At 65.3% G+C, this 24,823-nt stretch carries 26 protein-coding genes; 15 read left to right on the forward strand and 11 right to left on the reverse strand.

The window, feature by feature from the left end; translation table 11 throughout:
• Positions 1-24: 24 nt before the first annotated feature.
• From ACIGJB_RS20620 to ACIGJB_RS20635, 4 genes are all read right to left on the reverse strand, one after another.
• Entirely contained in the window at positions 25-267 is a 243-nt protein-coding gene (locus tag ACIGJB_RS20620; RefSeq protein WP_483734148.1) for a DUF2188 domain-containing protein, read from the reverse strand.
• Between the two features lie 190 nt (positions 268-457).
• Entirely contained in the window at positions 458-1,084 is a 627-nt protein-coding gene (locus ACIGJB_RS20625; protein ID WP_483734149.1) for a ParB-like protein, read from the reverse strand.
• Positions 1,077-1,490, reverse strand: coding sequence for a hypothetical protein (locus tag ACIGJB_RS20630; protein WP_483734150.1), 414 nt, complete (start codon positions 1,488-1,490; stop codon positions 1,077-1,079). Before ACIGJB_RS20630 ends, ACIGJB_RS20625 begins: the two co-directional genes overlap by 8 nt.
• A 76-nt stretch (positions 1,491-1,566) precedes the next feature.
• Positions 1,567-2,424 (reverse strand): SDR family oxidoreductase, encoded by an 858-nt coding sequence (locus ACIGJB_RS20635; RefSeq protein WP_483734151.1) that lies wholly within the window; start codon positions 2,422-2,424, stop codon positions 1,567-1,569.
• A gap of 276 nt (positions 2,425-2,700) precedes the next feature.
• On the opposite strand from ACIGJB_RS20635, the gene ACIGJB_RS20640 reads away from it, so the two are divergent.
• The 3 genes from ACIGJB_RS20640 (at position 2,701) to ACIGJB_RS20650 (ending at position 5,094) form a co-directional block, all read left to right on the forward strand.
• The gene (locus tag ACIGJB_RS20640) at positions 2,701-3,741 is read left to right on the forward strand and encodes a BON domain-containing protein (protein ID WP_483734152.1); all 1,041 of its coding nucleotides are present in this window, start codon (positions 2,701-2,703) and stop codon (positions 3,739-3,741) included.
• A gap of 52 nt (positions 3,742-3,793) precedes the next feature.
• Entirely contained in the window at positions 3,794-4,423 is a 630-nt protein-coding gene (locus tag ACIGJB_RS20645; protein WP_483734153.1) for a ParB-like protein, read from the forward strand.
• Positions 4,424-4,593: 170 nt separating this feature from the next.
• Complete coding sequence (locus ACIGJB_RS20650; RefSeq protein ID WP_483734154.1) at positions 4,594-5,094, forward strand: hypothetical protein; 501 nt, start codon at positions 4,594-4,596, stop codon at positions 5,092-5,094.
• Between the two features lie 47 nt (positions 5,095-5,141).
• On the opposite strand, the gene ACIGJB_RS20655 is transcribed toward ACIGJB_RS20650, so the two are convergent.
• The 3 genes from ACIGJB_RS20655 to ACIGJB_RS20665 all read right to left on the reverse strand — a co-directional run bounded on the left by ACIGJB_RS20655 (position 5,142) and on the right by ACIGJB_RS20665 (position 6,713).
• Complete coding sequence (locus ACIGJB_RS20655) at positions 5,142-5,426, reverse strand: type II toxin-antitoxin system RelE family toxin (protein WP_483734155.1); 285 nt, start codon at positions 5,424-5,426, stop codon at positions 5,142-5,144.
• Positions 5,416-5,661, reverse strand: a complete 246-nt coding sequence (locus ACIGJB_RS20660; protein ID WP_483734156.1) for a type II toxin-antitoxin system prevent-host-death family antitoxin — start codon at positions 5,659-5,661, stop codon at positions 5,416-5,418. The genes ACIGJB_RS20655 and ACIGJB_RS20660 overlap by 11 nt, the downstream gene beginning before the upstream one ends.
• Before the next feature lie 152 nt (positions 5,662-5,813).
• A complete protein-coding gene (locus ACIGJB_RS20665; protein WP_483734157.1) occupies positions 5,814-6,713 on the reverse strand; it encodes a LysR family transcriptional regulator in 900 nt (299 codons plus the stop codon).
• Positions 6,714-6,821: 108 nt separating this feature from the next.
• Between ACIGJB_RS20665 and ACIGJB_RS20670 the strand changes: the two genes are divergently transcribed.
• Positions 6,822-7,595 (forward strand): SDR family oxidoreductase, encoded by a 774-nt coding sequence (locus tag ACIGJB_RS20670; protein ID WP_483734158.1) that lies wholly within the window; start codon positions 6,822-6,824, stop codon positions 7,593-7,595.
• Positions 7,596-7,805: 210 nt separating this feature from the next.
• On the opposite strand, the gene ACIGJB_RS20675 is transcribed toward ACIGJB_RS20670, so the two are convergent.
• The 3 genes from ACIGJB_RS20675 to ACIGJB_RS20685 form a co-directional block, all read right to left on the reverse strand.
• A complete protein-coding gene (locus ACIGJB_RS20675; protein WP_483734159.1) occupies positions 7,806-8,009 on the reverse strand; it encodes a hypothetical protein in 204 nt (67 codons plus the stop codon).
• Positions 8,010-8,199: 190 nt separating this feature from the next.
• Positions 8,200-9,231, reverse strand: coding sequence for a DNA topoisomerase IB (locus ACIGJB_RS20680; RefSeq protein WP_483734738.1), 1,032 nt, complete (start codon positions 9,229-9,231; stop codon positions 8,200-8,202).
• A 221-nt stretch (positions 9,232-9,452) separates the two neighbouring features.
• Positions 9,453-10,223 (reverse strand): GntR family transcriptional regulator, encoded by a 771-nt coding sequence (locus ACIGJB_RS20685; RefSeq protein ID WP_483734160.1) that lies wholly within the window; start codon positions 10,221-10,223, stop codon positions 9,453-9,455.
• A 179-nt stretch (positions 10,224-10,402) separates the two neighbouring features.
• Between ACIGJB_RS20685 and ACIGJB_RS20690 the strand changes: the two genes are divergently transcribed.
• The 11 genes from ACIGJB_RS20690 to ACIGJB_RS20740 all read left to right on the forward strand — a co-directional run bounded on the left by ACIGJB_RS20690 (position 10,403) and on the right by ACIGJB_RS20740 (position 23,870).
• Entirely contained in the window at positions 10,403-11,899 is a 1,497-nt protein-coding gene (locus tag ACIGJB_RS20690) for a class I adenylate-forming enzyme family protein (RefSeq protein ID WP_483734161.1), read from the forward strand.
• Complete coding sequence (locus tag ACIGJB_RS20695) at positions 11,899-12,678, forward strand: citryl-CoA lyase (protein WP_483734739.1); 780 nt, start codon at positions 11,899-11,901, stop codon at positions 12,676-12,678. Before ACIGJB_RS20690 ends, ACIGJB_RS20695 begins: the two co-directional genes overlap by 1 nt.
• Positions 12,679-12,753: 75 nt before the next feature.
• Positions 12,754-13,713, forward strand: coding sequence for a VOC family protein (locus ACIGJB_RS20700; RefSeq protein ID WP_483734162.1), 960 nt, complete (start codon positions 12,754-12,756; stop codon positions 13,711-13,713).
• 67 nt (positions 13,714-13,780) lie between these two features.
• Positions 13,781-14,440, forward strand: a complete 660-nt coding sequence (locus ACIGJB_RS20705; protein ID WP_483734163.1) for an alpha/beta hydrolase — start codon at positions 13,781-13,783, stop codon at positions 14,438-14,440.
• A gap of 16 nt (positions 14,441-14,456) precedes the next feature.
• A complete protein-coding gene (locus tag ACIGJB_RS20710; protein ID WP_483734164.1) occupies positions 14,457-15,515 on the forward strand; it encodes a maleylacetate reductase in 1,059 nt (352 codons plus the stop codon).
• A gap of 28 nt (positions 15,516-15,543) precedes the next feature.
• A complete protein-coding gene (locus tag ACIGJB_RS20715; RefSeq protein WP_483734165.1) occupies positions 15,544-15,891 on the forward strand; it encodes a YciI family protein in 348 nt (115 codons plus the stop codon).
• A 390-nt stretch (positions 15,892-16,281) separates the two neighbouring features.
• Positions 16,282-17,244 carry a WD40/YVTN/BNR-like repeat-containing protein gene (locus ACIGJB_RS20720; protein ID WP_483734166.1) on the forward strand — a complete coding sequence of 321 codons (963 nt, stop codon included), beginning with the start codon at positions 16,282-16,284 and terminating at the stop codon, positions 17,242-17,244.
• A 29-nt stretch (positions 17,245-17,273) separates the two neighbouring features.
• Entirely contained in the window at positions 17,274-19,655 is a 2,382-nt protein-coding gene (locus tag ACIGJB_RS20725; RefSeq protein WP_483734167.1) for an efflux RND transporter permease subunit, read from the forward strand.
• A 77-nt stretch (positions 19,656-19,732) separates the two neighbouring features.
• A complete protein-coding gene (locus ACIGJB_RS20730; protein WP_483734168.1) occupies positions 19,733-21,313 on the forward strand; it encodes a DUF1302 family protein in 1,581 nt (526 codons plus the stop codon).
• A gap of 14 nt (positions 21,314-21,327) precedes the next feature.
• Complete coding sequence (locus ACIGJB_RS20735; protein WP_483734169.1) at positions 21,328-22,587, forward strand: DUF1329 domain-containing protein; 1,260 nt, start codon at positions 21,328-21,330, stop codon at positions 22,585-22,587.
• A gap of 839 nt (positions 22,588-23,426) precedes the next feature.
• Positions 23,427-23,870: a nuclear transport factor 2 family protein gene (locus ACIGJB_RS20740; protein ID WP_483734170.1), complete on the forward strand. Its 444-nt coding sequence runs from the start codon at positions 23,427-23,429 to the stop codon at positions 23,868-23,870.
• Positions 23,871-23,920: 50 nt separating this feature from the next.
• Here ACIGJB_RS20740 and ACIGJB_RS20745 read toward each other — a convergent pair whose 3' ends face one another.
• Positions 23,921-24,811 carry an intradiol ring-cleavage dioxygenase gene (locus tag ACIGJB_RS20745; RefSeq protein WP_483734171.1) on the reverse strand — a complete coding sequence of 297 codons (891 nt, stop codon included), beginning with the start codon at positions 24,809-24,811 and terminating at the stop codon, positions 23,921-23,923.
• Positions 24,812-24,823: the final 12 nt, after the last annotated feature.

The raw sequence follows: 24,823 nt of genomic DNA on the forward strand, positions 1-24,823 counted from the left end.
GCGGAACGTGCGAGCCGGCCGCCGTCAGGCCATCTGCGGTGCGCGGCAACCGGCGAAGTCGATCTCGCTCTTGCTCTTGCCGCCGGCGTCGTTGGCGGCGTGGATCGTGAGCAGGGCGCCTTCGGCCATGGCCATGCGCACACCCGCCGTGATGGCATCGCCCTGCGTGGGGTAGTCGACGAGGTCGGCGCCGGGCGCATCCGATTGCACTGACCACTGGCCGGCTTCAGTCTGGAATACCTGAACGGAGCAACTCTGGCTGGACATTTAAGCACCTCCGATGCGAACCCATGCCTGTGTTTTACACGGCAGGGCCCCCCCTCCGCCGTCCGCCGGGCTCCTACTTTTGCGTCATCGGAACGGAATGCCGGTGCGTTTTGTGGCATTGATGCCACTGGCGACGTTGGCCGGTGTGCAGCCGCAGACATGGCACGGCAAATCGGGGGCGCCGGGATGCTCAGGCAGACACGGCGCCGCAGTAACCGGGCAGCCGGCGCGCGGCGTTGCTGCGTGCCAGGCGGATGGACTGTGACAACGCCAGCGCGAAGCCGCCGATCGAGCTCATGTCTTCCGCCACCCGTTCGCGCAGGAATCCCGCCCAGCGGAAGTCGCCGGCCGCATCGGGAGGCTTGCGATAGGCGCCGGCCTGGCGGGCGAAGGCCGCCAGGCTGCGGTACGCGTCGTCGCGCATGCCCATGACGCTGGCGGGCAGCGCCCTGACGCCCAGCCGCTGCCCGAGTTCGTCGTAGGGGTGCACGTAGCCGAGCGCATCCATGCGCTTCCAGAACGCCGATGGGGAAAGCTTGCTCAGGTCATGCAGGATGCACACGGGAGCCCGGCGATAGCCGAGTTCCATCCATGCCCGGGCCCAATGGTGATGATCGGCGATGAACAGCGTGCCCCCCGGACCGATCACGGTCTTGATGCGGTGGCAGCGCAGGAAGCGGCGCAGCGCGGCGTGGTCGCCGGGGTCCTGGTGGCGGCGCGTCGCGACGATCTTGTCGCGCACATGGATGTAGCCCAGCGTGAGCTGGGTCGGGCGCAGCCGTGCCAGTTCGGCGATCGCCTTGCGCCGTTTAGTCATGGCTGGCGCGCTGCTGGTCGACGTACTGCTCCAGTTCGCTGCCGGGGTCTTCGTTGCCGGTGCTTTCGGAGTCGACCGCTTCGCGCGCCACCGGCTGGGCGCCATCGCGGCGCTGACCGTGCAGGGCCGGGTCGAAATCGGTCCAGCGCCCGCCGTCCCAGTTGCCTTGCGTGCGGTCCAGGTCCATGGCGCCGGCTTCGCGCAGCACGTCGGCGGCGACCGACGGATTGGCCCGGCGCACGCACGCCGCGAGCACCACGCGCGGCTTCACGCCCGCGTGCCGGGCCTCCGGCGCGGCTGAGAGGATCGAGACGTCCCAGACGGAAAAACCGTGCGCGTACAGGGCGCGCGCGGCATCTTCGGCGCTGGCGACGGTCTCGAACCGTCCGAATACGATCGGTGACATGGCTGCTCTCCTGCTGCAATCGATCAATCTGTGCCGCCGGCGCAGCGCCTGGCCTGCCCCGGCGGAGCGGATGCTGCTATCCGTTCACCACCTCGCCGCCGTTGATATGCAGGATCTGCCCGGTGATATAGCTGGCCGCGTCCGACGCCAGGAACACAAAACCCGCGGCGACCTCGAACGGCTGGCCGGGGCGGCCCATGGGCGTCTTCTTGCCGAATTCCTCGACCTCTTCGGCGCTGAACGTGGACGGGATCAGCGGCGTCCAGATCGGGCCGGGGGCCACGCCGTTGACGCGGATGCCGCGCCCGACGACCTGCAGCGCCAGCGAACGCGTGAACGACACGATGGCGCCCTTGGTGGCCGAGTAATCGAGCAAATGGGCGCTGCCGCGGTACGCGGTGACCGAGGTGGTGTTGAGGATGGCCGAGCCCTTCTTCAGATGCGGCAGCAGCGCCCGCGTGAGGTGGAACATCGCGAAGACGTTGGTGCGGAACGTGGCTTCCACCTGCTCGGCGTCGACGTCTTCCAGCGACGGCTTCGGATGCTGTTCGGCGGCGTTGTTGACCAGGATGTCGAGGCGGCCGTAGGCGTCGATCACGCGCGCGGCGACGGCCTCGGCATGGCTGCCGTCGGCGAGATCGCCGGCCAGTGACACGCATTTGCGTCCCGCATCTTCGACCAGCCTGACGGTCTCGCGCGCGTCGGCGTGCTCGTTCAGGTACGCGATGGCGACATCGGCGCCTTCGCGCGCGAACGCCACGGCAATGGCGCGGCCAATGCCGCTGTCGCCGCCGGTGACGAGCGCGACCTTGCCGGCGAGCCGGCCGCTGCCGACATAGTCATCGGCACCGCTGTCGGGCTGCGGGTGCATGGGGCTCTCCAGGCCCGGCTGCCGGTCCTGGTGTTGCGGAGGAAGGTCTTTGGGCGTCGACATGGCGTGCTCCTGAAAGCGGCGTTTCGACGGGCCTCGCGCAAGTTTTGTGCCGCCAGCGCGGCCCTGCGTCACTGTGCGGCCAGCGAGGCAGGCTGCCGTAAGCCTTACACCGCATGGAAATCCTTACCGCAGCGCGACGCCGGTGTGCAGGAACTACCGTTGGGATGCCCGCCACGCCGCCGCAAAGGCTGCGGGGCACGGTTCTTGCGGTGTGCTGGTACTCGATGCGGTCGGGCGGGAGGCAGCCGCCCGGCCACGATTGCAAGGAGGCTAGACATGTTCAACTTCCGCAAGGGCCGCGGCAGCGGCAGCGAAGGCGGCGACTACGGGCGGCAGGAGCAGCAAAGACAGGGTGAGCAAAGACACGGTGCCGGGCGCGATGAAGGCCAGGGCAGCGGTTCCGAGGACTGGGGCCAGGAGTGGGGCGAGGACTGGCGCGGCGAATCGTCGCGCGGCAGCGCCTGGCACCAGCAGGACACGCCGGCAGGCCAGCCGCGCGGCAGCTGGGGAGAACAGGGGTACGGCGCCGCGGACATGGGCGGCCGGGGCAATCCCTACAGCGACACCTATGGCGGCTACCAGCCGTCTGCGCGAGACAGCGGGTACCAGCAGCACGAGCGGCGCTCGCAGGGCTCCCAGGGCTCCCAGGGTTCTCAAGGGTCTCAAGGCTCGCAGCGCGGGCAGTGGGGACGGGGCGGCTTCGACTCGGGCAGCTATGAGGGCAGCTTCGATTCCGGCGCGGGCAGCCGTAGCGGCCGTGGCCGCGAAAGCGACGATGCACGCCGCATGCAAGGCGGGCGCGGTGGCCGCGCGATGCACTGGGATGAAGGCATGGCGCGCGACCGCGCACAGCGCGGCGGCCAGCCTGCCTATGGCGGCGGGTATTTTGGTGATTCGCGCAGCGGCGGCCAGTCGTACAGCGGCGGTCAGCGCGTGTACCGTGACGATGCGGGCGACCGCGGCCGCAGCGGCGGCGCGTCGGGTGCCGTGCGGCGGCCGGTCGGACCCAAGGGCTACCGGCGTCCCGATGAACGCGTGCACGAGGATGTGTGCGAACGGCTGGCGATGAACCCGAACGTCGACGTCTCCGACGTCTCGGTGGAAGTCTCCGATGGCGTCGTCGTGCTCGAAGGCACGGTACAGGCCCGGCGCGAAAAATACGAGATCGAGGAAATCGCGGAGGCGGTGTTCGGCGTGAACGAGGTCGAGAACCGGCTGCGCGTGCAGCGCAACCAGGGGACGGAACGCGCGGGTCCCGTAGCGGGCCACCTGGAAGGCGCGGACACGCCGCCCAACCGCACGCTTAACAAGAGTTGAGCCACACGGCACGGCGGCCTGGGCCGCCGCGCCATCTCAACGCCGTGCCAGCATGCGCCAACCCCGTGTCCTTCGCGACGGCAGCAAGCTCATGATGCCGCTCGACGCCTTGCATCCGACACAGATCACGGTAGGCGCCTACCACGTTGCCCAGAAGGTCCACGTGACGCGCCGCATAGCGCCTGCGCGCAGGCCGGCGTTCCTGGACCGGCATCGCGTGCATGTGATCATCGGCCCGGAGCAGGTGCCCTACGTGGTCGATCATCACCACTGGGTGCGCGCGTGGCACGACCTGGGCCTGACGCACGCACCGGCGATTGTCCGCCGTGACCTGAGCCGGCTCGACGCGCACGCGTTCTGGCAATGGATGGTGGCGAAGCACATGGTGCATCCGTATGACGAGCACGGGCAACGCCGGCCGCTGACCGAGCTGCCGGCGTCCATCCACGACATGCGCGACGACCCGTATCGCAGCCTCGAAGCGTTCGTGCAGCTGGCGGGCGGCTACCGCAAGGTCCGCGAGGCGTATCCCGATTTCCGGTGGGCGGACTTCTTCCGGCGCCACATCGACGGCCCGCTGGACTCGCAGCAGTCCTTCGCGGCCGCGCTGGTGCGCGCGTTTCGCCTGGCCCAAAGTGAAGAAGCCCGGACACTGCCGGGCTATATCGGCCGGCTGTGCTGACCACGGTTCTGGACGCCCCGGCCTTGCAACCGGGGGATGGAGCCGGTGCAGCTTTCACACGGCCCGTGCTATCGCCAGCCCATCGCAGGCGCGCCACGCCGTGGCATGCCCGTTGCGTCGGCACGGGGGCGGCAACCGCCGCGTCACCAGACAGTCATGAGGAGACGGAGATGTCAATTTCCAGGATGTTGTGCGCGTCCGCGGCCGTACTGCTGTTCAGCGCGTCCGTTCTTGCCCAGACCAGGCCCAGCACGCCAGGCGGCGCCGGTGGCACCGCGGGCCCTGGCAGCACGGGTTCCTCCGCCACGGGCGGCGGCACCGGCACCGAACCCGGAACCGGCTATCCAACCACGCCGGGCGCCAGGCGCGGTGGCGCCAGTTCGCCGGATATTCGGGGCAGCACGGATGGCACGAGCAGCGCCACTGGCACCGGCGGCACGCATGGCTCGCGCGATATGAGAGGGTCCAACGGCACGCGGGGTAGCACCGGGACTCGCAGTGGGACGGGTACACCCCCTGGAACCGGTACGCCAGGCGGAACCGGCATGGGCACCGGCACCGGTGCAGGCACCGGAATGGGCGGCGGTTCCCCCGGCACCGGCACGGGAACTGGTGGCGCCGCAGGCACTGGTGCAAGCGGTGGTGGCGCTGGCGCTGGAGGCGGACGCTGAAATGCTACACGGGCGCGCAGGCCCGCCATGCGCGGGCCGCAGTCAGGCTACTGTGAAAGATGCCTCTGGATGTCGTCATAGATATCGTCGCGCCTACCTACCGCTAGCACTACCACCACGACAACATCGTCCCTTACTTGGTAGACAAGCCGATATCCCCGCGCACGCAGCTTGATCTTGTAGCAGTCGGGCAAGCCGTGAAGTGCAGCAGCTGGAACACGGGGATGTTCCAAGCGCTCCTTCAGCTTCTTTGCGAGTTGCGTGCGTATGTCGCCATCAAGCTTGTCCCATTCCCTCTTTGCTGAGAGCTTGAACTCAAGCCTATAGCGCATCCAGATCCACCTCGACGCTAGGCTCGTTCAAGCGCTCTCGCGCCAACTCGGCGAGCTCGTAGTCTTCCAGGCGCTCCGTCAGCACTTCGTATTGCCTTGCGGTCAGCAAGTATGCGACTGGCTTGTTGCGGTTCAGCACAGCCACGACGCCTTCCTCGGCGTGCGCGATGACCAGGTTCGGGTTCGACTTGAGTTCCGAGATTCCCACCGATTGATTCGCAAGGATCGTTTCCATATCGACACTCCGAATAGACTGGTTAAGTGGTCCAACAATAGATCTGTTAAAAGGTCTTGTCAACGCGCGTGGGCGTGAGTGCTTTAAAGATCGCATTATCTGGCAATTCATAGCGACATCCGCCCGCCTGGCCCCCGGGAAACTCCAAACCTTCAGCCAACAGCCACTTTCAAGACCTCCGTCAACCACTCGCTGAACACCTGGAGCCGGCGCGACAAGTGTCGGCGATGCGGATAGACCAGCTGGATCGAAATCGACGGTGCTGGCCACGCCTGCAGCACCTCGACCAGCTCGCCCGCCGTCAGGTGCTCCTGGACGTCGAAGGCTGGGATCTGGATCAAGCCCAACCCGGCCAGGCAGCTGGCGATGTACGTCTCGGCGTTGTTCACCACCACCACACCATCCATTTGCAGGGTCCGCGATGACCCGTGCTCCGTCCACGCCCAGGGTACGGCGCGGCCGGTTGTGGGCGAGACGTAGTTCACGGCTTGATGCCCGGGCAAATCCGCAGGCGACTGGGGCACGCCGCGCTTCAACAAATAGGCCGGGCTGGCGCAGTTGACGAGCTGTAGTTGGCCCAATGGCCGCGCCACCAGGCTGCTGGCGGACAGATTCCCCACGCGAAGGGCGCAGTCGATGCCTTCGTGCACGAGATCGACCATACGATCGCTCGAGCCCAGTTCCACAACCATGCCCGGATGCCGCTCGAAGAACTCTGGCAATGCCGGGGCCACCAACCGGCGCGCGATGCGGCTGGGCACGTCAACCCGCAGGCGCCCGGTGAGCGCCATGCCTTGCGGCCGGAACAACTGCTCCAGTTCTTCGGCATCCGCCACCAGCGTGGCGGCGCGTTGCAGTAGCGCCTCGCCATCCTGCGTCACGCTGACGCGCCGCGTCGTGCGATTGAGCAAGCGCACGCCCAGGCGCGCTTCCAACTGCTGAACGGCCAGCGACACGGTAGGTCGCGGGAGGCCCATCTGGTCGGACGCAACAGTGAAGCCGCCGCTGTGTGCCACGCGCTGGAAGATGCGCAGTTGGTCGATCAGGTCCATGGCGCGATTGGTAATGAATCATGGCTAGTCAATCTAGTGATTTGACGTTTATCGGTCAATCCATGACCAATAGAATCCTCCCATCATCCACACTGACTGGAGTCCCCGATGTCCAAGCACAGCATTCAAGGCAAAGTCGTCCTGATCGCAGGCGGCGCCAAGAACCTGGGCGGCCTGATCGCCCGTGACCTCGTTGCCCACGGCGCCAAGGCTGTGGCAATTCACTACAACAGCGCCGCCAGCAAGGCCGACGCGGAGGCCACGGTGGCCGCCCTCGAGCAGGCGGGTGCCAGGGCCGTCGCGCTGCAGGCCGACCTGACCACGGCCGGCGCCGTCGAGAAGCTGTTCGCCGAAGCCGTAGCCGCCGTCGGCCGCCCCGACATCGCCATCAACACGGTGGGCAAGGTACTCAAGAAGCCGATGGTCGAGATCAGCGAAGCCGAATACGATGAGATGAGCGCGGTCAATGCCAAGTCGGCCTTTTTCTTCCTGAAGGAAGCCGGCAAGCATGTCAACGACGGCGGCAAGATCTGCACGTTGGTCACTTCGTTGCTGGGCGCCTTCACGCCGTTCTACGCCTCCTATGCCGGCACCAAGGCACCCGTCGAGCACTTTACCCGGGCGGCGGCCAAGGAGTTCGGCGAACGCGGCATCTCCGTCACTGCCGTGGGCCCGGGCCCGATGGACACGCCGTTCTTCTATGGCCAGGAGAGCCATGACGCGCAGGCCTATCACAAGACGGCCGCGGCGCTGTCTCCATTCAGCAAGACCGGGCTGACCGATATCGAGGACGTGGTGCCCTTCATTCGCCATCTGGTGAGCGACGGCTGGTGGATCACCGGGCAGACCATCCTGATCAATGGTGGCTACACGACCAAGTAAGCCGGACGCGGTGCCGCCCCGCGGCCGGTCGGGTCGGGAAGTGAGCGAAAGGAGCGCCTAGGCAAGGAGCTTTGGTGATCGTCGGTGGACTGGCCACCAGCGTGCTGCTGGCAGTGGGCTTGTGGGAAGCGCGCGCGCAGCGTCAGTCCGTTCTCGGTCCCCGCCCTGGCGCTCACTGAGGCAAGCCGGCGCGGGGAACCGCCGGGGCGGTCACTTCATTGTCTGCAACGCTTGTGCGGCGCGCGTTTCGAGGGCGGCAAGGGCGCCTCGCAACACCTGTAGCAACCTGTCGGCCTCCTGGTCCTCCTGACCGGCTTCCTTCAGCTTTTTCAGCCGACTCTCCTGCGCCTTCACCTTTGCCCGGGTTTCGCCAATGTAGCGATTGAGTACGACTGCGTCTCGGAAGTCGGACATATTGGGCTCCATTTCATATTCCAGTCATATTGGCGAATTAAACGCGGAGCAAGTGTCCGGAAACTGTCCGTATTTCGCGCCTTTCGTACAGTGGACGGTACGGAGCCGCGAGAACGGTGACAACAGCACTTTCGTGGGTTCAGTAGGGGCGCGACTGGGGGTGTCGCATGTCACACCCGGAATGGGAACGTCACGCGGTGCCGGCTTTCTCCAGCAGCCTGAGCAGCCGTGCTTCGTCCGCGCGCAGGTGTGTCCGGGAGGGACCTGCGGCACCTTCCGTAGCGTCGGCGAGAAAGGCGTCGATGACCGCGGGATGGACATAGCATTTGCGGCAGACCGCGACGGTGTTGCGCAGGCGCTGCGCCACCGTCTTGATGGCGTCGGCCACGGCCTTGCGGCGCTGGGCCTCGGTCGCCGCGGGTGCGCGTGCGGCCTCGCGCAGGAGCGCCAGGGCATGGACGCTGCCGGCCCAGGTACGGAAATCCTTGGCGGTGAAGTCTCCGCCGGTGACGTCGCGCAGGTAGGCGTTGACGTCGGCGGAGCCGATCTCGCGCACGTCGCCTTCGCTGTCGACATACTTGAACAGGCACTGGCCCGGCAACTCGGCGCAACTGCGCACGACACGGGCCACGCGCGGATCATTGACCGACACGTCGTGCGTGATGCCGCTCTTGCCGGTGAACTGCAGCCGCAGCTTGCTGCCATGCACGCTGACGTGCCGCCGCCGCAGCGTGGTCAGGCCGTAGGTGCGGTTCTGCTGCGCGTAGCGCGGCGAGCCGACGCGCACCAGCGTGGCGTCGAGCAGGCGCACGACCGCGGCAATGACCTTCTCGCGCGGCATGCCGTTGCGGCCAAGGTCGCGCTCGACCCGCCCGCGCAGCCGCGGCAGGGTCCTGCCAAACTCGGGCAGGCGCGCATATTTGTCGGTGTCGCGCAGCGCGCCCCAGTCGGCGTGGTAGACGTACTGCTTGCGGCCGCGCGCATCGCGGCCCGTGGCCTGGAGGTGCCCGTTGGCGTCGGCGCAGATCCAGACGGATTCATAGGCGGGTGGAATGGCCAGTGCGGCAATGCGGGCGAGCGTGGCGGCGTCGCGCACGCGATTGCCGTGCGCGTCGACATAGGTGAAGCCGCTGCCGCGGCGGCGCCGGGTAATGCCCGGCATGCTGTCGTCCACGTAGTGCAGGCCTGCTTCGCGCAATGCGGCCCGGGCGTCTTCGTCCATGCCACCCACCAGGGTGGCCTCGGCGCAGCAGCCTTCCGATGCTCGCATTGCTCCGCTCCTTGTGCAGGCCAGCGGCGCACCGGGCGGTGCGCCGGACCATTTCATTGTATGGAGCGGGTGGCGAATGTTCAGTGGGTGCTGTCCTACAGGGGCGCGGACAACGTGGGGACGGATCGAAGCGGCGCGCGGCGTGACCGGGGGGCCTTCCGCTGCTTCGACGCTTACCTGAGTTCCTGGGTCAGCTGGTAGCTCATCGAATAGCTGAACCGGCTTGCGGGATGGATGCCGGTGGTCACGGCGATCACCTTGTCGCGCAGGAAATACGTGCGGATGATGCGCAGCCCGGCGGAGCGGTCCTCGACCCGCAGGCACTCGGCCTGCGGGCCAGTCACAAGGTAGCCCTGCAGTTCCTGCTCGACACGCGTCACTTTGATCCCGTACGCCTTTTCGATCATCGTGTACACGGGAGCGCTCAGTACCTCGCCAAGCTTCGGCAGCTTGCTGTAGGCGTGGTCGACATAGATGTCGACCAGCGCAATGGGCTCTTGCGCGGCATCGGCGCCAAACCGGATCCCCGCGATATGCAGCCACGATGCGCCGGTCTCGCATCGGAGCAGTGCGGCCTGCGTGGCGTCGGCCTTGATCCGTTCGCAAGCAGAGGTTCGCAGCGTGGTGCCCTGTGCGTAGCCGACCAGGTCGGCGGGCGTGTCCATGACCTGCAGGTAGCGTTCCCGCGGCCGGTCCGAGACGACACGGGTGCCGATGCCGGCCTGCTTGGTCACCATGCCAAGGCTGCTTAGCTTCTGTATCGCCTGGCGCACGGCATAGCGGCTCAGGTTCCACTTCTCGCACAGTTCAACCTCGGTCGGCAGCAGTTCGCCGACGGGAGGCTGGCCATTCGCAATGGCTTGCATCAGGGTCCGCGCCAGGTCCAGGTGACGCGGCGACGTGGCCGCCAAAGCGGCGGGGTAGGTGTCGATATCGATTTCCATGGCGATCGCTGATTGCGGCGGCTTCGTTGCCGGGATAGCCACATGATATCGCAGTCGGCAGGGTTTCTCCTAATATTCGATTGTTCGAACAAAGTCCTATAGTTCGACCATCGATGCGGTGCCTGTCGAGTTCCAGTTCGCACGGCACCCAGTCCTGGTCTTACGGAGATTTCCAGAGCATGTATCCAATCGACTTTCTGTGGCGCGCCGCCGCCCGACACCCGAACCGGGTGGCCGTCATCAGCCCCACAGGCGATCTGTCCTTCCGGGCGTTGGCCGACCTCGTCCTGGAACGGGCTGCGGCACTCACGGCAATCGACCCGCAACCGCGCAGCAGGGTTTGCGTGGGGGCGGCCAATTCCGTCGATCACCTGGTGGCCATCCTGGCCATCCTGGCCGCCGGAAAAGTATGGGTACCGCTCAATCCGCGCAACGGCGATCCCGAGCTGCGCCGTATCGTCGAGTTCGTCGAGCCGTCGCTGGTCCTGGCCGACGGCGAGATGGCACAGCGACTGGCGGGCATCCCGGCCAGCCTGCGTGCGCTGGAGGATCTTGCCGGGCAGTCGGGCGATACCGCCGCGGTCATGATGGGGCCGCGCTCGCATGCCGGCATCGACCTGGCCGAAGCCCAGGCGATCAAGTTCACCGGGGGCACGACCGGGTTCCCGAAGGGCGTGATCCAGCCGCTGCGAGCCTGGAACACGAACATTGCCACCCAGATCCACGAACTGGGACTGACGCCGGACGACCGCTACCTCGTCGCCGCGCCGCTTACCCATGGCACCTCGACTTATATGCTGCCGTTGCTCGGTGCAGGCGGCGCGCTGATCTTCCCGGCGTACGTCAAGGCGCCGGCATTGCTCGATGCCGCGAACGCGCACGACGCCACGCTGTTCTTTGCACCGCCCACGCTGGTCATGGCGCTGGTGGAAGAGCAGCGCCGCTTGCCCCGTGCGCTGCGCGCCTTGCGATACCTGGTCTATGGCGGTGCGCCCATGCGCCCCGAGCAGATCCGCGATGCGCAGTCGGCATTCGGGCCGGTGGTGTGCACCTCGTTTGGCCAGACCGAAGCGCCACAGATCATCACCTTCCTGCCCCCGGACGAAATGACCGGAGACAACCTGGCCTCGGTGGGGCGTCCGTCACTGCTGACCTGCGTCGCCATCGTCGACAAGGAAGGCCGGCCGCTGCCAGCCGGCGAGGAGGGTGAAATCGCCGTGCGCGGCGACCTGGTGATGAGCGGCTACCTGAACGCCGAAGCGGAGACCCGCAAGACCCTCGTCAATGGCTGGCTGCGCACGGGCGATGCAGGCGTCCTGGACGAGCGCGGTTATCTCTTCCTGCGTGACCGCATCCGCGACGTGATCATTACCGGCGGGTTCAACGTCTATCCGAGCGATGTCGAGGTGGTGCTGTCAGCCCATCCGGCCGTGGCGGATTGTTCGGTGGTCGGTGTGCCCGATGCCAAATGGGGCGAGGCCGTTCATGCGGCGGTGCAGTTGCGTCCGGGGATGAACGTCGATACCGACGACCTGATCGCGCTGGTCAAGCGCGAACTCGGTTCGGTCAAGACCCCCAAGCAGGTCCACCTGTTCGAGGCGCTGCCGCGCAGCGCGGTCGGCAAGGTGCTGAAGCCGGCCGTCCGGGAAATCATCGTGAACAACGGGAGCAAATGATGGCCCATACCGACGCGAAACCCGCGCCCGCCACGAAGCTGTGCCACTACACGGAACAGGCGGTCTACTACGGCGAAGACAATCTGGTGGCGGACCTGCTCGGCCGCGCAAGCTTCGTCGATGTCTTCATGAAGCAGACCTTCGGCAAGGTGCCGTCGGCGGCCGAGCGGCAGATCGTCGAAGCCGTGCTGGTGACGCTGATGGAACACGGCATGACGCCCAGCGCGATTGCTTCGCGCATGATCTACGCCAGCTCGCCGGAAAACCTGCAGGCCGGCGTGGCGGCGGGTCTGCTCGCGGTTGCCAGCCAGTTTGTCGGGACCATGGAACCGGCCGCTGCCTTGCTCGACCGTATTGTCGCGGCGGGCGAAGGGGAAGCTGCAGAAGCGAAGCGCATTGCCGGCGAATTCCGGGCCAGCCGCCGCGCGGTGCCCGGCTTTGGCCATCACCTGCACCGCCCGGATGATCCGCGCGCGATCAGGCTGCTGGGCCTCGCGCGCGAGCTCGGCACTTACGGCCAGCGATGCGCTGCGCTGGCACTGCTGGCCACCGAAGTGGACGAGACCGCGGGACGCCACATCACCATCAATGCCACCGGCGCGATTGCCGCCATTCTCGGCGATATCGGCATTCCCGCGGCGCTGATGCGTGGATTTGCCGTGCTGAGCCGCGCTGCCGGCCTGATCGCGCATATCGCCGAAGAACAGCGCGACCCATCCGGCCGGTTTATCTGGGACCTGGTCGATGACGCCATGACCGGCGCGCATACACCAGGCTGAGCAAGAACGATGGTGCGAGCGTCCTGACCCCGGGGGCGCCGCGCACCCGGCACAACAAACCATTGGAGACCAATCATGACTCAAGCTACCCCGGCCATTCAGCGCCATCACCACATCACGTTGAGCGTTGGCACGGCCCAGGAAGACTATGACTTCCACACCAAGGTCCTTTCGCTCAAGAGCGTGAAGAAGACCTTGATCTACGACGGTGGCACGCCTTTCTACCACCTCTACTACGGCAACGATATCGGCGAGGAAAGCACGCTGATCACCTGCTTTCCGGTGGCGCATTTCGGGCGCAAGGGCACGCGCGGCACGGGGCAGATCGGCAGCCTGGCGCTGTCGGTGCCGGTGTCCGCCATCCCGTTCTGGGAGAAGCGGCTGCGCGACCACGGCTTCGACGTCCGCCGCTCCGAGCGCTTTGGCGAACACGTGCTGGCGTTCGCGCATCCGTGCGGCATCGAGTACGAGCTGATCGGCATTGCCGATGATGCGCGCAAGCCGTATTCCAACGGCGAAGTACCGGCCGAGCTGGCGATCCGCGGCCTGCACACCATCGCGGTGAATGTGCGCGAGATGGAGTCGTCGCAGGAATTCATGGATGCCGGCTGGTCGGCGCGCGAAGTGGCGCGCGACGGCAAGTACGCGCGCTATGCATTCGGCGAAGGCGGCTCCGGCAAGTTCGTCGACTATGCGCTGGAAACGGCCATGCCGCAGGCGAGCTGGACCTATGGCTCGGGTACGGTCCACCACTGCGCGTTCCAGGTCGACGACCACGCTGCGCAGGACCACTTCAAGCGCAGGCTCGAAGGCCTTGGCTTCACCGACACGTCGGAACGCAAGGATCGCGGGTATTTCGAATCGATCTACGTGCGCACCCCGAGCGGGGCCCTGTTCGAGGCCACGGTGTCGAAGCCGCAGGCTTTCCTGATCGACGAACCGTACGAGACGCTCGGCGCCGTGGTGCAGATCGCGCCGCAGTTCGAAAGCCAGCGCGAGAGCATCCTGCGTTCGCTGGAATCGCTGAAGTACTGATCGCCAACAGCGCGAGCGGCCGGCACTGTGCCGGCGCCCGCGCGCATCCCGACACGGCCCGAATCATATGTCAGAACTCAACCCACACCTGCGCATGCCGGTGAGTGTCTTTGGCGCGCCGCCTCGGGATGCCGCCGTGGCGGCAATCCTGGTGCATGGCCGCGGCCAGTCGCCGGCGCTGATGAAGGAGATGGTGGTGGACCGCAGCGGACGGTCCGATATCGCCTGGTTTGCCCCGGCGGCGGCGGACAGCACCTGGTATCCGGAGCGCTTCATAGAACCGGTGTCGCGCAACGAACCGCGGCTTTCGCAAGCGCTGGAGCGCCTGGACCGCCTGTCCAGCGAGCTGGTCGCGCTCGGCTTCCCGTACGCGTCGCAAGTCCTGATTGGCTTCTCGCAGGGCGCCTGCCTGTGCAGCGAATTCGTCTGGCGCCAGGACCGCCGCTATGGCGCCCTGATTGCCTTCACGGGCGGGTTGATCGGGCCGCCGCAGATGCCCAGGCAGGTCGTGCCGACGCATCTGCGGGAGATGCCGGTGCTGCTCTCCACCTGTGCGCAGGATCCGCATGTGCCGCTGGACAGCGTGCAGGAATCGGCCGGGCTGTTCCGTAGCGCGGGCGCCGACGTCAGGCTGGTGGTCGAGCCGGGATGCGAGCACGCGATCCGCGACCCCGAGCTTACGTTCGCAAACATTGCATTGGCGCGCTGCGCGCCGCAAGCAGATTGAAACCGGAGTTGTCAGCATGGAGCCGTTTGTCCACGAAACGCGCGCATCGCGCGTAGTCTTTGGTCCCGGAACACGCCGGTCATTGCCGCGTGAACTCGAACATCTGGGGATCAGGCGCGTGCTTGTCCTGACCACCCCGGAACAGGCCGCGCTCGGCGGCCAGATCGCCGGGTTGCTGGGTGACCGGTCCGTCGGCGTGTACAGCAAGGCCGTGATGCATGTGCCCGCCGAGGTCGCGCGGGCAGCCGTGGCCGCCGCTGCCGAGCTTGGCGCGGACGGCTGTCTCGCGGTGGGGGGCGGCTCCACCATCGGCCTGGCGAAGGCTATTGCGCTGGAGTCCGACCTGCCGATCATCGCCGTGCCGACGACCTATGCCGGCTCCGAGATGACGCCGTTGTATGGCATCACGGAAGCGGGGCTCAAAAAGGCCGGACGGGACTGGCGCGTCGCGCCGCGGGCAGTGGTCTACGACCCCGAGCTGACACTTACTCTGCCGGCCGCGCTCAGCATGACCAGCGGCATGAACGCCATGGCGCATGCCGCGGAGGCGTTGTACGCGCCGGACGGCAATCCGGTCTACAGCCTGATGGCGGAAGAGGGCATCCGCGCCCTGGCCACGGCGTTGCCGCGCCTGCGCGAAGCGCCGCAGGACGTCGATGCCCGCGGCGATGCGCTGTATGGCGCATGGCTGTGCGGCACCGTGCTGGGCAACCTGCAGATGGGCTTGCACCACAAGCTGTGCCATACGCTGGGCGGCAGTTTCAATTTGCCGCATGCGGAAGTCCACACCGTCATCCTGCCTTATGCGCTGGCCTACAACGCGGCGTCGGCGCCGCAAGCCATGGCGCGCATCGCGCGCGCGCTGGGGCGCGCTGCCGCGCCGGCGGCAATGTGGGAGCTGGGTTCCGCACTGGGGGTGCCGCGCTCGCTGCGCGAGATCGGCATGCCGGCCGACGGCCTGGACCGGGCGGCGGACCTGGTGGTGGCCGCCCCGTATCCCAATCCACGCCCGTTCGAACGGGCGCCGATCCGCGCACTGCTGCAACGTGCGTACGACGGCCTGATGCCGGTTTGATCGCCGCGAACAGCTTGAAGGAGCCACCATGTCATACATCGTTCGCGGCAATTTCCGCGCAGGCGTTGGAGAAGCGCGGCTGAAGGTCCGGCCGGACCATATCCGCTATGTCATCTCGGCGCTGCCCGGCATTGTCTGCGCGGGCGCCTTGTGCGGTGAAGACCGGCTGCCCCGTGGCCTGTTCCTGGTGCTCGACTGCGAGGAACGTGAGCAGGCGGAGGCATTCATCTTCAACGAACCCTATTACCGCGCCGACCTGCTGGAACACGTGGAGGTCGAACGCGTGCTCCAGTTTGCCCCGCATCCGAACCCGCGCGTCCTGCATGAGGAACTGGAGAAGGCCCTGGCAGCGGCGAGCCGCGTGGCGACTGGCTGAGGCGCGCGCCACACGGCACGGCAGGTCCGGCAAGGACCACCCATCCATTAAAAAAAATCGAGATACCGGTGCCCCCGCATCGCGCATCCGCAGGAGACATCATGACCATGCCATCCAACGGCCGGTAGCCGTACCGGCGCCTGATCCCGCCTGGCGCTCGCCTACGTGGGCCTGCCGTGCCCACGCGCGGCAATGCCTGCGGGCCATCGCCCAATCAAGCTGAAACGACGCAGAACCACCCTGCAGGGTGAGCTGCGCCCAAAGGAAATGTGCTGCAGGCCGGCAGGGCGACGCTCGCCTTGAAATCGGTTCGCATACCGTTCGCAGCGGATTTCTTCCGTCGAAGTTTTCACGATGAAGCAGTGAATCATGAAACGCATCAAACGCATCATGTTGTCCGGCATGCCGGTGGTCATCATCGGCGGGCTGCTGTATGCCGGTCTGTTCGTCAAGCCGAAGCCGGTTGGTAACGCGGTGGAACAGCCGCTCGTCGAGCGGGGCGATGCCTTCTACGGCATTGCAACGTTGCCCGATGGCGCCCTGTGGGCCGCCGGCTCCAACGGCAAGATTCTCTACAGCACGGATGCCGGCACCAGCTGGCGCCGGCAAGCCGCCCCTGGCCAGGAAACCCTGCAGGACATCGCCGCGTGGGACAGCCGCCGCGCGGTCGCGGTCGGCAACGAGGGCGTGGTCCTCACGACCGATGACGCGGGGCAAAGCTGGACCGCGGCGCAAACGCCGAAAGCGGCCGCAGGCAACAAGCTGATGCGGGTGCAGACGAACCAGGACGGCAGCGCCTGGGCAGTCGGCAGCGGGGGCGTGCTGATGCGCTCGCGCGACTACGGGAAACATTGGGAAGCGCCGGTGCAGGGCGAGGACGCCGCGTGGAACGGCATCGCGCTCCAGGGCCGGCGCGGCTGCGTCGTGGGCGAATTCGGTCGCATCAGCATTACCGCGGACGGCGGTGAAAGCTGGACCAGCGTTGCAAGTCCCGTCAAGCAAAGCCTGATGTCCGTGCGGTTCAACGATGCTGGCCAGGCAGTGGCGGTCGGGCTCAGTGGAATCGTGCTGGTCAGCGACGACGGCGGTTCGACATGGAAGCCGGCAGGCAAGGCCACGGACGAGGATCTCTTCGATGTGGCCTGGGACGGCAAGCGCTGGATCGCCGTCGGCGACAAGGGGGCGGTGCTGATCGGCGAAGCGGGAAGCCAGGCGGGAAGCGACGCGGGCAAATGGCGGCTGACGCGCCTCGCCCCGGACGATCGCGGCTGGTACACCCGGGTGCGGGCGCAGAACGGCAAGTACTACGTGGCCGGATCGCGGCTGGGCGCCAAAGACGCAAACGCCCTGTAAGGCGCCAAACAGAGTATCTGGAGGAAGACATGAAAAGAATGCTGGAAAGCAGGCTCGAACGCTTTGTCGAGTTCTGCATCAACCGACGTGCGTGGGTCGCGGGGATCTTCTTCCTGGCGACCGCCGCGATGCTGGGGATTGCGACCAAGGTCGAGGTCAGGACCGTTTTTGAAGACCTGCTGCCGCGCAGCCACCCCTACATCCAGGTGCACGAACAGTACAAGCACGCGTTCGGCGGCTCTAACGTGGTCAGCGTCGTGCTGGAAGCCGAGAGCGGGGACATCTTCAGCACGCCGTTCCTGAACAAGGTCAAGCGGGTGACGACTGCCTTGCAGCAGGTCGATGGCGCCAACCAGTTCCAGATCGTCTCGCTGGCCTCGCGCAAGCTCAAGGAGATCCGCGGCTCCACCGATGCGATCGACTCCAATCCGCTGATGTGGCCCGATGTGCCGCAAGACCAGGCGGGGATCGACAAGCTGAAACAGGCCGTCCTGAACAATCCGCTGGTCTATGGCGCCTATGTTTCGCGCGACCTCAAGTCGGCCCTGGTGACCGTCGACTTCTACGAGAACGCGGCCGACTACAACAAGATTTTCCCGCAAGTGATGTCGATCGCCGATTCGGTGCGCGGCGACGGCGTGCGCGTACGAGTGACCGGCGAGCCGATCCTCTACGGCTGGGTCAAGCACTTCCTGCCGGAGACGCTGCAGATCTTCCTGTTCACCATTGGCTGCCTGGTGCTGCTGCTGTTCATCATTGCCCGCACCTGGCGCGGCACGCTGCTGCCATTGCTGGCAGGCGTCAGCAGTGCTGCCTGGGCGCTGGGCACGGCGCGCCTGCTCGGCTTCAATCTGGACCCGCTGGTGATCGTCATCGCCTTCCTGATCACCGCACGCGCCATCTCGCACGCCGTGCAGCTGGTGTCGCGCTTCGACGAGGAACTCGCCGCGGGCGCGCCGACGACCCGGGCGGCAGCGAAGGCCAGCATGCTGCAGCTGTTCAAGCCGGGCATGCTGGGGGTGATTGCCGACGCCGGCTGCATGATCGTGGTGGTGTTGACGCCGATCCCGCTGATGCACAAGGTGTCGATCATCGGCACGGTATGGGTCATGACCATCGCGATCAGCGCCTGCGTCATGACGCCGGTCCTGCTGTCATGGGTGCGCTACCCGCGCGGCTACGCCCACCGGCTCGATCTGGGGCCTTACCTGGACCGCGTGCTGGACCTATGCGTGCGCACGGCCACGACGCGGTGGCGCTACGCCGTGCTGAGCGCGACGGTAGCCGTGTTCGGCGTATCCGCCTGGTATGCCGCGCGCATTCAGGTCGGCGATGCCCAGCCGGGTTCGCCGATCCTGTGGCAGGACTCCTCCTATAACCGCGACGCGGCCGCCATCAACCGCCAGTTCCAGGGCGCCGACCGGCTCTACGCGGTGTTTTCAGGGAACAAGCCGAATGCGGTGAAGGAACCGCACGTACTCGAGAGCATGGCCGGACTGCAGCGCTACATGGCGGCGCAGCCTGAAATCGGCGGAAGCATGTCGATTGGCGACGTCATTCCAATGGTGCGGCGCGTGCTGAACGAGAACAACCCGCGCTACCTCGAGCCCGGCCGTACCGCCGAGGAGAACGGGGAGCTGATGTACATGTTCGTGTCCGGCTCCGATCCGGGCGACATGGCCCGCTTCACGGACATCCAGGCGAAGGATGCGTCGGTGACGTTCTTTTTCCGCGACCACCGCGGCGACAGCATCCGCACGGCCATGGCGCGGCTCAAGGCCTACGTCGAAGCCCATCCGCTGGCCGAAGGCACTTACCGCCTGGCAGGCGGCCTGGTCGGCGTGCTGGCGGCGGTCAACGAAGTGATCCTGGCCGGGCAGATCGAGAGCATCGCGCTCGCCCTGCTGGTGCTGGTGGTGTGCTGCGCGGTGGCCTACCGCTCGATGACGGCGGGCATGTTCTTCATGGTGCCGGTGATTCTCTCGAACACCATCACCTTCAGCTACATGGCGTGGAAAGGCATCGGCATGAACCTCAGCACGCTTCCGGTCGCCGCGCTGGGTATCGGCCTGGGCGTCGACTACGCCTTCTACATCGTCGATGGCATCAAGGAAAAGCTGGCCGAGGGCAAGGACCTGACGGCGGCGACGATTGCCTCGTTGCACGGTGCCGGACGCGGCGTGATGGTGACGGCCCTGACGCTGACCACCAGCGTCGTGCTGTGGTGCGCGTCTTCGCTGCGGTTCCAGGCAGACATGGGCGTGCTGATGGCCATCTGGTTGTTCGTGTCGGCGATCAGCGCGCTGTTCATCATGCCGGCGATGGTGCTGGTGTTCCGGCCGGCGTTCATCGTCAGGACGGAGCGCAAGCGCGAGGCAGGCGGTGTCGGGGAGGTTGCCGTATCCGCGTGATACCCCAAGCGTAGTCACCGCAAGAGTAGTCCCAGGATCGATACACAGAAAAAAACCGATATTGGCTGGAGGAGACGATGAAACTGAATCAATGGTACGAGATTGGCCGGAGATCCGGCGCGGCGGGCCTGGTATTTGCCTGCCTTGCGGGATCCGGCAATGTCCGGGCGGCACTGACGGACGAGCCTGCTGTCGCGGGCGCTGAAACGCGCGGCAATGGCGAAGCGGACGAGAACTACAGCTTCCACCTCGGCGGGTACGCCCGCGCCTGGACGTCCTTCAATCTGCAGGACCATCCGGAGACCAGCCGCAACGACAGGTTCTCGCCGTCGATGGTGCGCGGCTCGCTGCTGCTTGATGCGGACGCGAAAACCGGACCGATTGCTTGGAAGGTGGTCGGACGCGCGGACCAGGAGTACAAGACCACCTATTTGCGCGACCTGGAGACTCTCAACCGGCAGAACTCCCCGGGCGGGCCTGGCAGCCAGCTCATGGACCAGTACAACCAGGCCGAGCTGCGCGAATACTACGCGGACTTCTCGCCGGTGGACCGCGTGAGCCTGCGCATCGGCAAGCAGCAAGTCGTGTGGGGCGAGACGGACTTCTTCCGCGCGCTCGACCTGGTCAATGGCTTCGACTATCGCTGGCGCTCGTTCCTGGAGCGCGAGGGCGATGAACTGCGCAAGCCGCTCTTCCTGATCAAGGCCAAGGTCGATGTGCATGAGGCCGACGGCAGCCTGCAATTGCTGTTCCGGCCTGGCATCGACCGCCTGCGCGACGTCGGCAACAACTACGACCTCTATGGCGGCCGCTGGGCGGGGCAACCCTACAAGGGCGTGGACTTCCTCGCGCCGGGCGCGCTGAACTACAACTATCGCGCGCCTGGTGCCAAGGTCTCCGACATGACCGGCGGGGTCCGATGGGAGGGGATGGCTGGCCCCGTGAACTACTCGCTGGCCTATCTGAAGACCTTCAACAACGATCCCGTCGTCAATTCGGCGTTCGCGCCCTCGGGATCTACCCCGACCGGCGCGCTTGGCGATTTCATCTTTCCCAAGATCGACCTGATCGGCGCCACGGCCAGCGGCTATGTGCCGGCTATCGATTCCGTGCTGAGCACGGAACTGGTCTATACGCGCAATGCGCCCTACAACATCGGCACCAATTTCTTCGGCGGTGCGCTGCCCGGTTTCGGCGGGATCATCAAGAAGGACCTGGTCACGACCATGGTCCGCATGGACAAGAACCTGAACCTCATGAAGTTCCTCGGCACCAGCCGGCCGTCGTTCTTCTCGGTCCAGGTGTTCGACAAGTGGATCCAGAACTACAAGCGCTCGGATGACATCGTCAACATGGTTGGCTATGGCAGGGCGGCGAGCCAGCACTCGACCATCGCCACCGTCATCCTTGGCCTGAACTACAAGAACGACAAGATCAATCCCCAGCTGGCAGCCGGCGCATCGCTGCAGGGCGGCGGCGGCTTCCTGATTCCGAGCGTGGAGTTCGCGTATGGGGACCACTGGAGACTGGTGCTGGAGGCCGATCTCTTTTTCTCGAAACACAAGCGCCAGCCAGGCCAGATCGAAAACTCGACCGGCCTGTTCGGATCGTTTGCCAACAATGACCAATTCGTCGCTCGCCTGACGCGACAGTTCTAAGCAGGAGACAAACCATGCAATCCCTCAGGAAGAAAGCCCTTGCGCTGTGCGCCATCGCCGCGCTGAGCGCCGCCGCGGCCGTTGCCGGCGCGGCGGAATTGCCGGCCGGCACCGTGATCGACAAGGGCAATATCGACAAGGTCAAGAACGACACGTTCGACGGCCACACGATCGCGAGCCTGCTGACCGACAAGCTCGAATGGCAGATCCGCAATACGGGCCTGAAGATTCCCCTTGGCCATGCCAAGCCCGTGCAGCTCGACCCGAAGTACATCGAGGCGACGAAGAAGAACGCGGGCAAGGCCCAGTTCGACGAGAAGACCCGCGAAGTGACCGGCTGGGTGGCGGGCATCCCCTTCCCTGAAGTCAGCCAGAACGATCCCTTTGCCGGCGACAAGCTGATCTGGAACTTCTATTACGCCTCGCCGGAGGGTGACGTCATCGACAACAAGGCGACGTTCCTGATGGTCAACGGCGACAAAGGCCTTGAGTCGACCCAGGACTGGTTGTTTATCCGTTACTACATGAAGGGCCGGATCAGCGGCGACAAGCCGGTGGTGGGCGATGGCGGGGTCCTGAGTAAGACACTGTTTGTGGCGACGGCGCCGGAGGACATCAAGGGGGTCGGCACCTTCACCGTGCGCTACGACAGCCCCAAGCTCGAGGACAGCTGGGCGTACATCAAGTCGGCCCGCCGGACTCGCCGCTTGTCCGGCGGCGCATGGATGGATCCGGTGGGCGGCCTGGATGTGCTGAACGACGATATCTATGTGTGGAATGCACGCCCATCGTGGTATCCGAAGGTCAAGCTGGTGGGCCGCCGCTGGATCCTGGCGATTTCGGACGCGAAGCTTGGCTACAACGCGTCGAAGAAGGGGACGCCGGAGGAGTGGAAGACGGTAGACCTGGCCAACGCGCCGCACTGGAATCCGGTGCAGACGTGGCAGCCGCGCGAGGTTTGGGTGATCGAGGGGACGCCGCCTACGGAGCATCCTTATGGCAAGAAGATTGTCTACATGGATGTGAACTATCCGCGCATTTATATGGGCGAAGCCTATGACAAGAAGGGGGAGTTCTGGAAGTTCATCAACTTCCATATGGCGCCGTCGGTGGGGGAGGATGGGACGAAATACTCGTCGTCTGTCCAGGGGGATATCATTGACTTCAAGGCTCGTCATGCTTCGATTTATCTCTTCCGCAGCTACAAGCTTAATGAGGCGAAGATTAAGGAGACTGATATGAGCTATAGCGCGTTGGAGACGATTGCCAAGTAAATAAGGTGTAGGGTGCGCCGGCGTTATCGCCGGTGTGCCGTTTTATGGTTCTTCGCCGCTGAAATGCGGGGTTTTTGGGATTGATTGGGGCGGGGCGCTTGGCATGCGCTGCTGTTTCGCCGGCGTAGCCGTCGAGTCACTTTTTGTCCGAGCGACAAAAAGTAACCAAAAAACGCGTTTACTTGTCCTAGCGGACGAATATTGATCGTAGTGTGCGAAGAATTTCGTACGGGTATTCGCTTCAGAGTTTGCCTGGCTGCCTGCCGCATAGTGCGCACCCGTATGTAGGCTCTCAGGCAATGATTGAACGAGCCCTGAACTTGTCCGTGGCCCGACACTGCCAACGCTGTCGCATCATCGCCTACGGCTGCTACGCGGCTCACCAGTCTGTTAGCTGGCGCATCACCAGCACTGGCGCCAAGGGCAGGCCATTGTCTTGTAATTCAGCTCTGGCGTGCGCGCTCAGACTACTGAGCCGCGCGTAGCGCAGCCGAAGGCGATGATGCGATATGGCTGGAGAGCCCGGGCCACGGACAGGTTCAGGGCTCGTTCAATCATTGCCCGAGAGCCTGCAAACGGATGCGCACTACGCGGCAGGCAGCCAGGCAAACTCTGAAGCGAATACCCGTACGAAATTCTTCGCACACTACGATCAATATTCGCCCGTTAGGGCAAGTAAACGCGTTTTTTGGTTACTTTTTGTCGCTCGGACAAAAAGTGACTCGACGGCTCCGCCGTCGAAACAGCAGCGCCCGCCAAGCACCCCACCCCAATCAATCCCAAAAACCCCAAATATCGAACGAAGAATTTTTTAAATAAGACAAGGAGAAACAACCACCATGGAAACCAAACCAATGACCGACGAGCAGCGCAAGGCCATTGCATTGGAGTACTTCCGCCGCATGGATCGTGGCGAAAGCGTTGTAGATCTATTCGACGAGCATGCCGAATTCTACTTCCCGAAATGGGGCATCGCGCGCGGACGCGCGCAGATCGAATCGTTGTTCGGGGACCTGATGGGAATCCTGGAATCGGTGAGCCACGATATCGCGCATGCCAATGTCATCCAGCAGGGCGATAGGGTTGTGGTGGAGGGAACCTCAAGCGGCACCATGAAATCGGGCCAGGCGTGGCGTGCGGGTGTCACCCATGCGGGCCACTGGTGCGATGTTTTCGAGATCCGCGATTTCCGCATCCAGCGGTGCTACGTGTATCTCGATCCGGACTACGGTGACAACGACACCGGGCGCTATCCGTGGCTGCCGCGTGCGTCGCAAAGGTAAAGTAAGACTCTGCCACGGCGCCGCCGGGTGATGCCCGGCGGCGCCGTGCCTCAGGCGGGCGACACGATACCCGTGTCCGTACCGCGCTCCAGCACGAAGTCGTAGCCAAGCTCCAGGCAAGGACCAGCATATCCATACTCGCGCTCGCGCGCGCCGGCGGGCACAGACTCGAACCTGCAGACCAGCGACTGCTTCACCGCGAACACCACGTCAGACTCCAGGTACGGGTCCTCTGCATCGAAGATATGCGTGATCAGTGGCTTGCAGCCTGCCGCGGTAACCCTCGCGTGCAGATGGGCCGGGCGCCACGGGTGGCGGTCGGTGGCGCGCAGCAGATCGCCGATCGGCCCGTCCGTCGGGATTGGGTAGCGCACCGGACGCACCGTACGCACGAGAAATTCGCCGTCATCGTTGGTGCGATACCAGCCACGCAGGTTATTGACCGGCTGCTCCGGGTCCTGGATGTCATACATGCCGTTCGAGTTGGTCTGCCAGACTTCGATCTGCGCGCCGGGCACCGGCGCCCCCGACAGATCCATCACACGGCCGCGCACGAACAGCGGCATCTCGTCGGACGGCAGTTGTTGAATCGACTGGCCCCATTCGCGCGCCGGCGTGCCGGGCACGTAGAACGGGCCCACCACGGTCGACTCGGTGGCGGCCGGCGCAACGCCGGCGCTGACCATATTGACCAGCATGGACACGCCCAGGTTATCGGACAGCAGGATCATCTCCTGGCGCTTGTCGTCGCAGATCTGGCCGACCGCGGTCAGGAACTGGATGCCACCCATCCATTCTTCCTCGGTCAGCCTCACGTCCCGCACAAAGGCGTGCAGGTGCCGCACCAGCGACTGCAGGATTTCGCGCAGGCGCGGGTCGGGCGTGTTCTGGTAGCGCTGCACGACAACTTCGGTCAACTCGGTTTCTGTCATGTTTCGCATGGTGTTCTCCTG

It is taken from the genome of Cupriavidus sp. C2SS-8b (assembly GCF_057073745.1).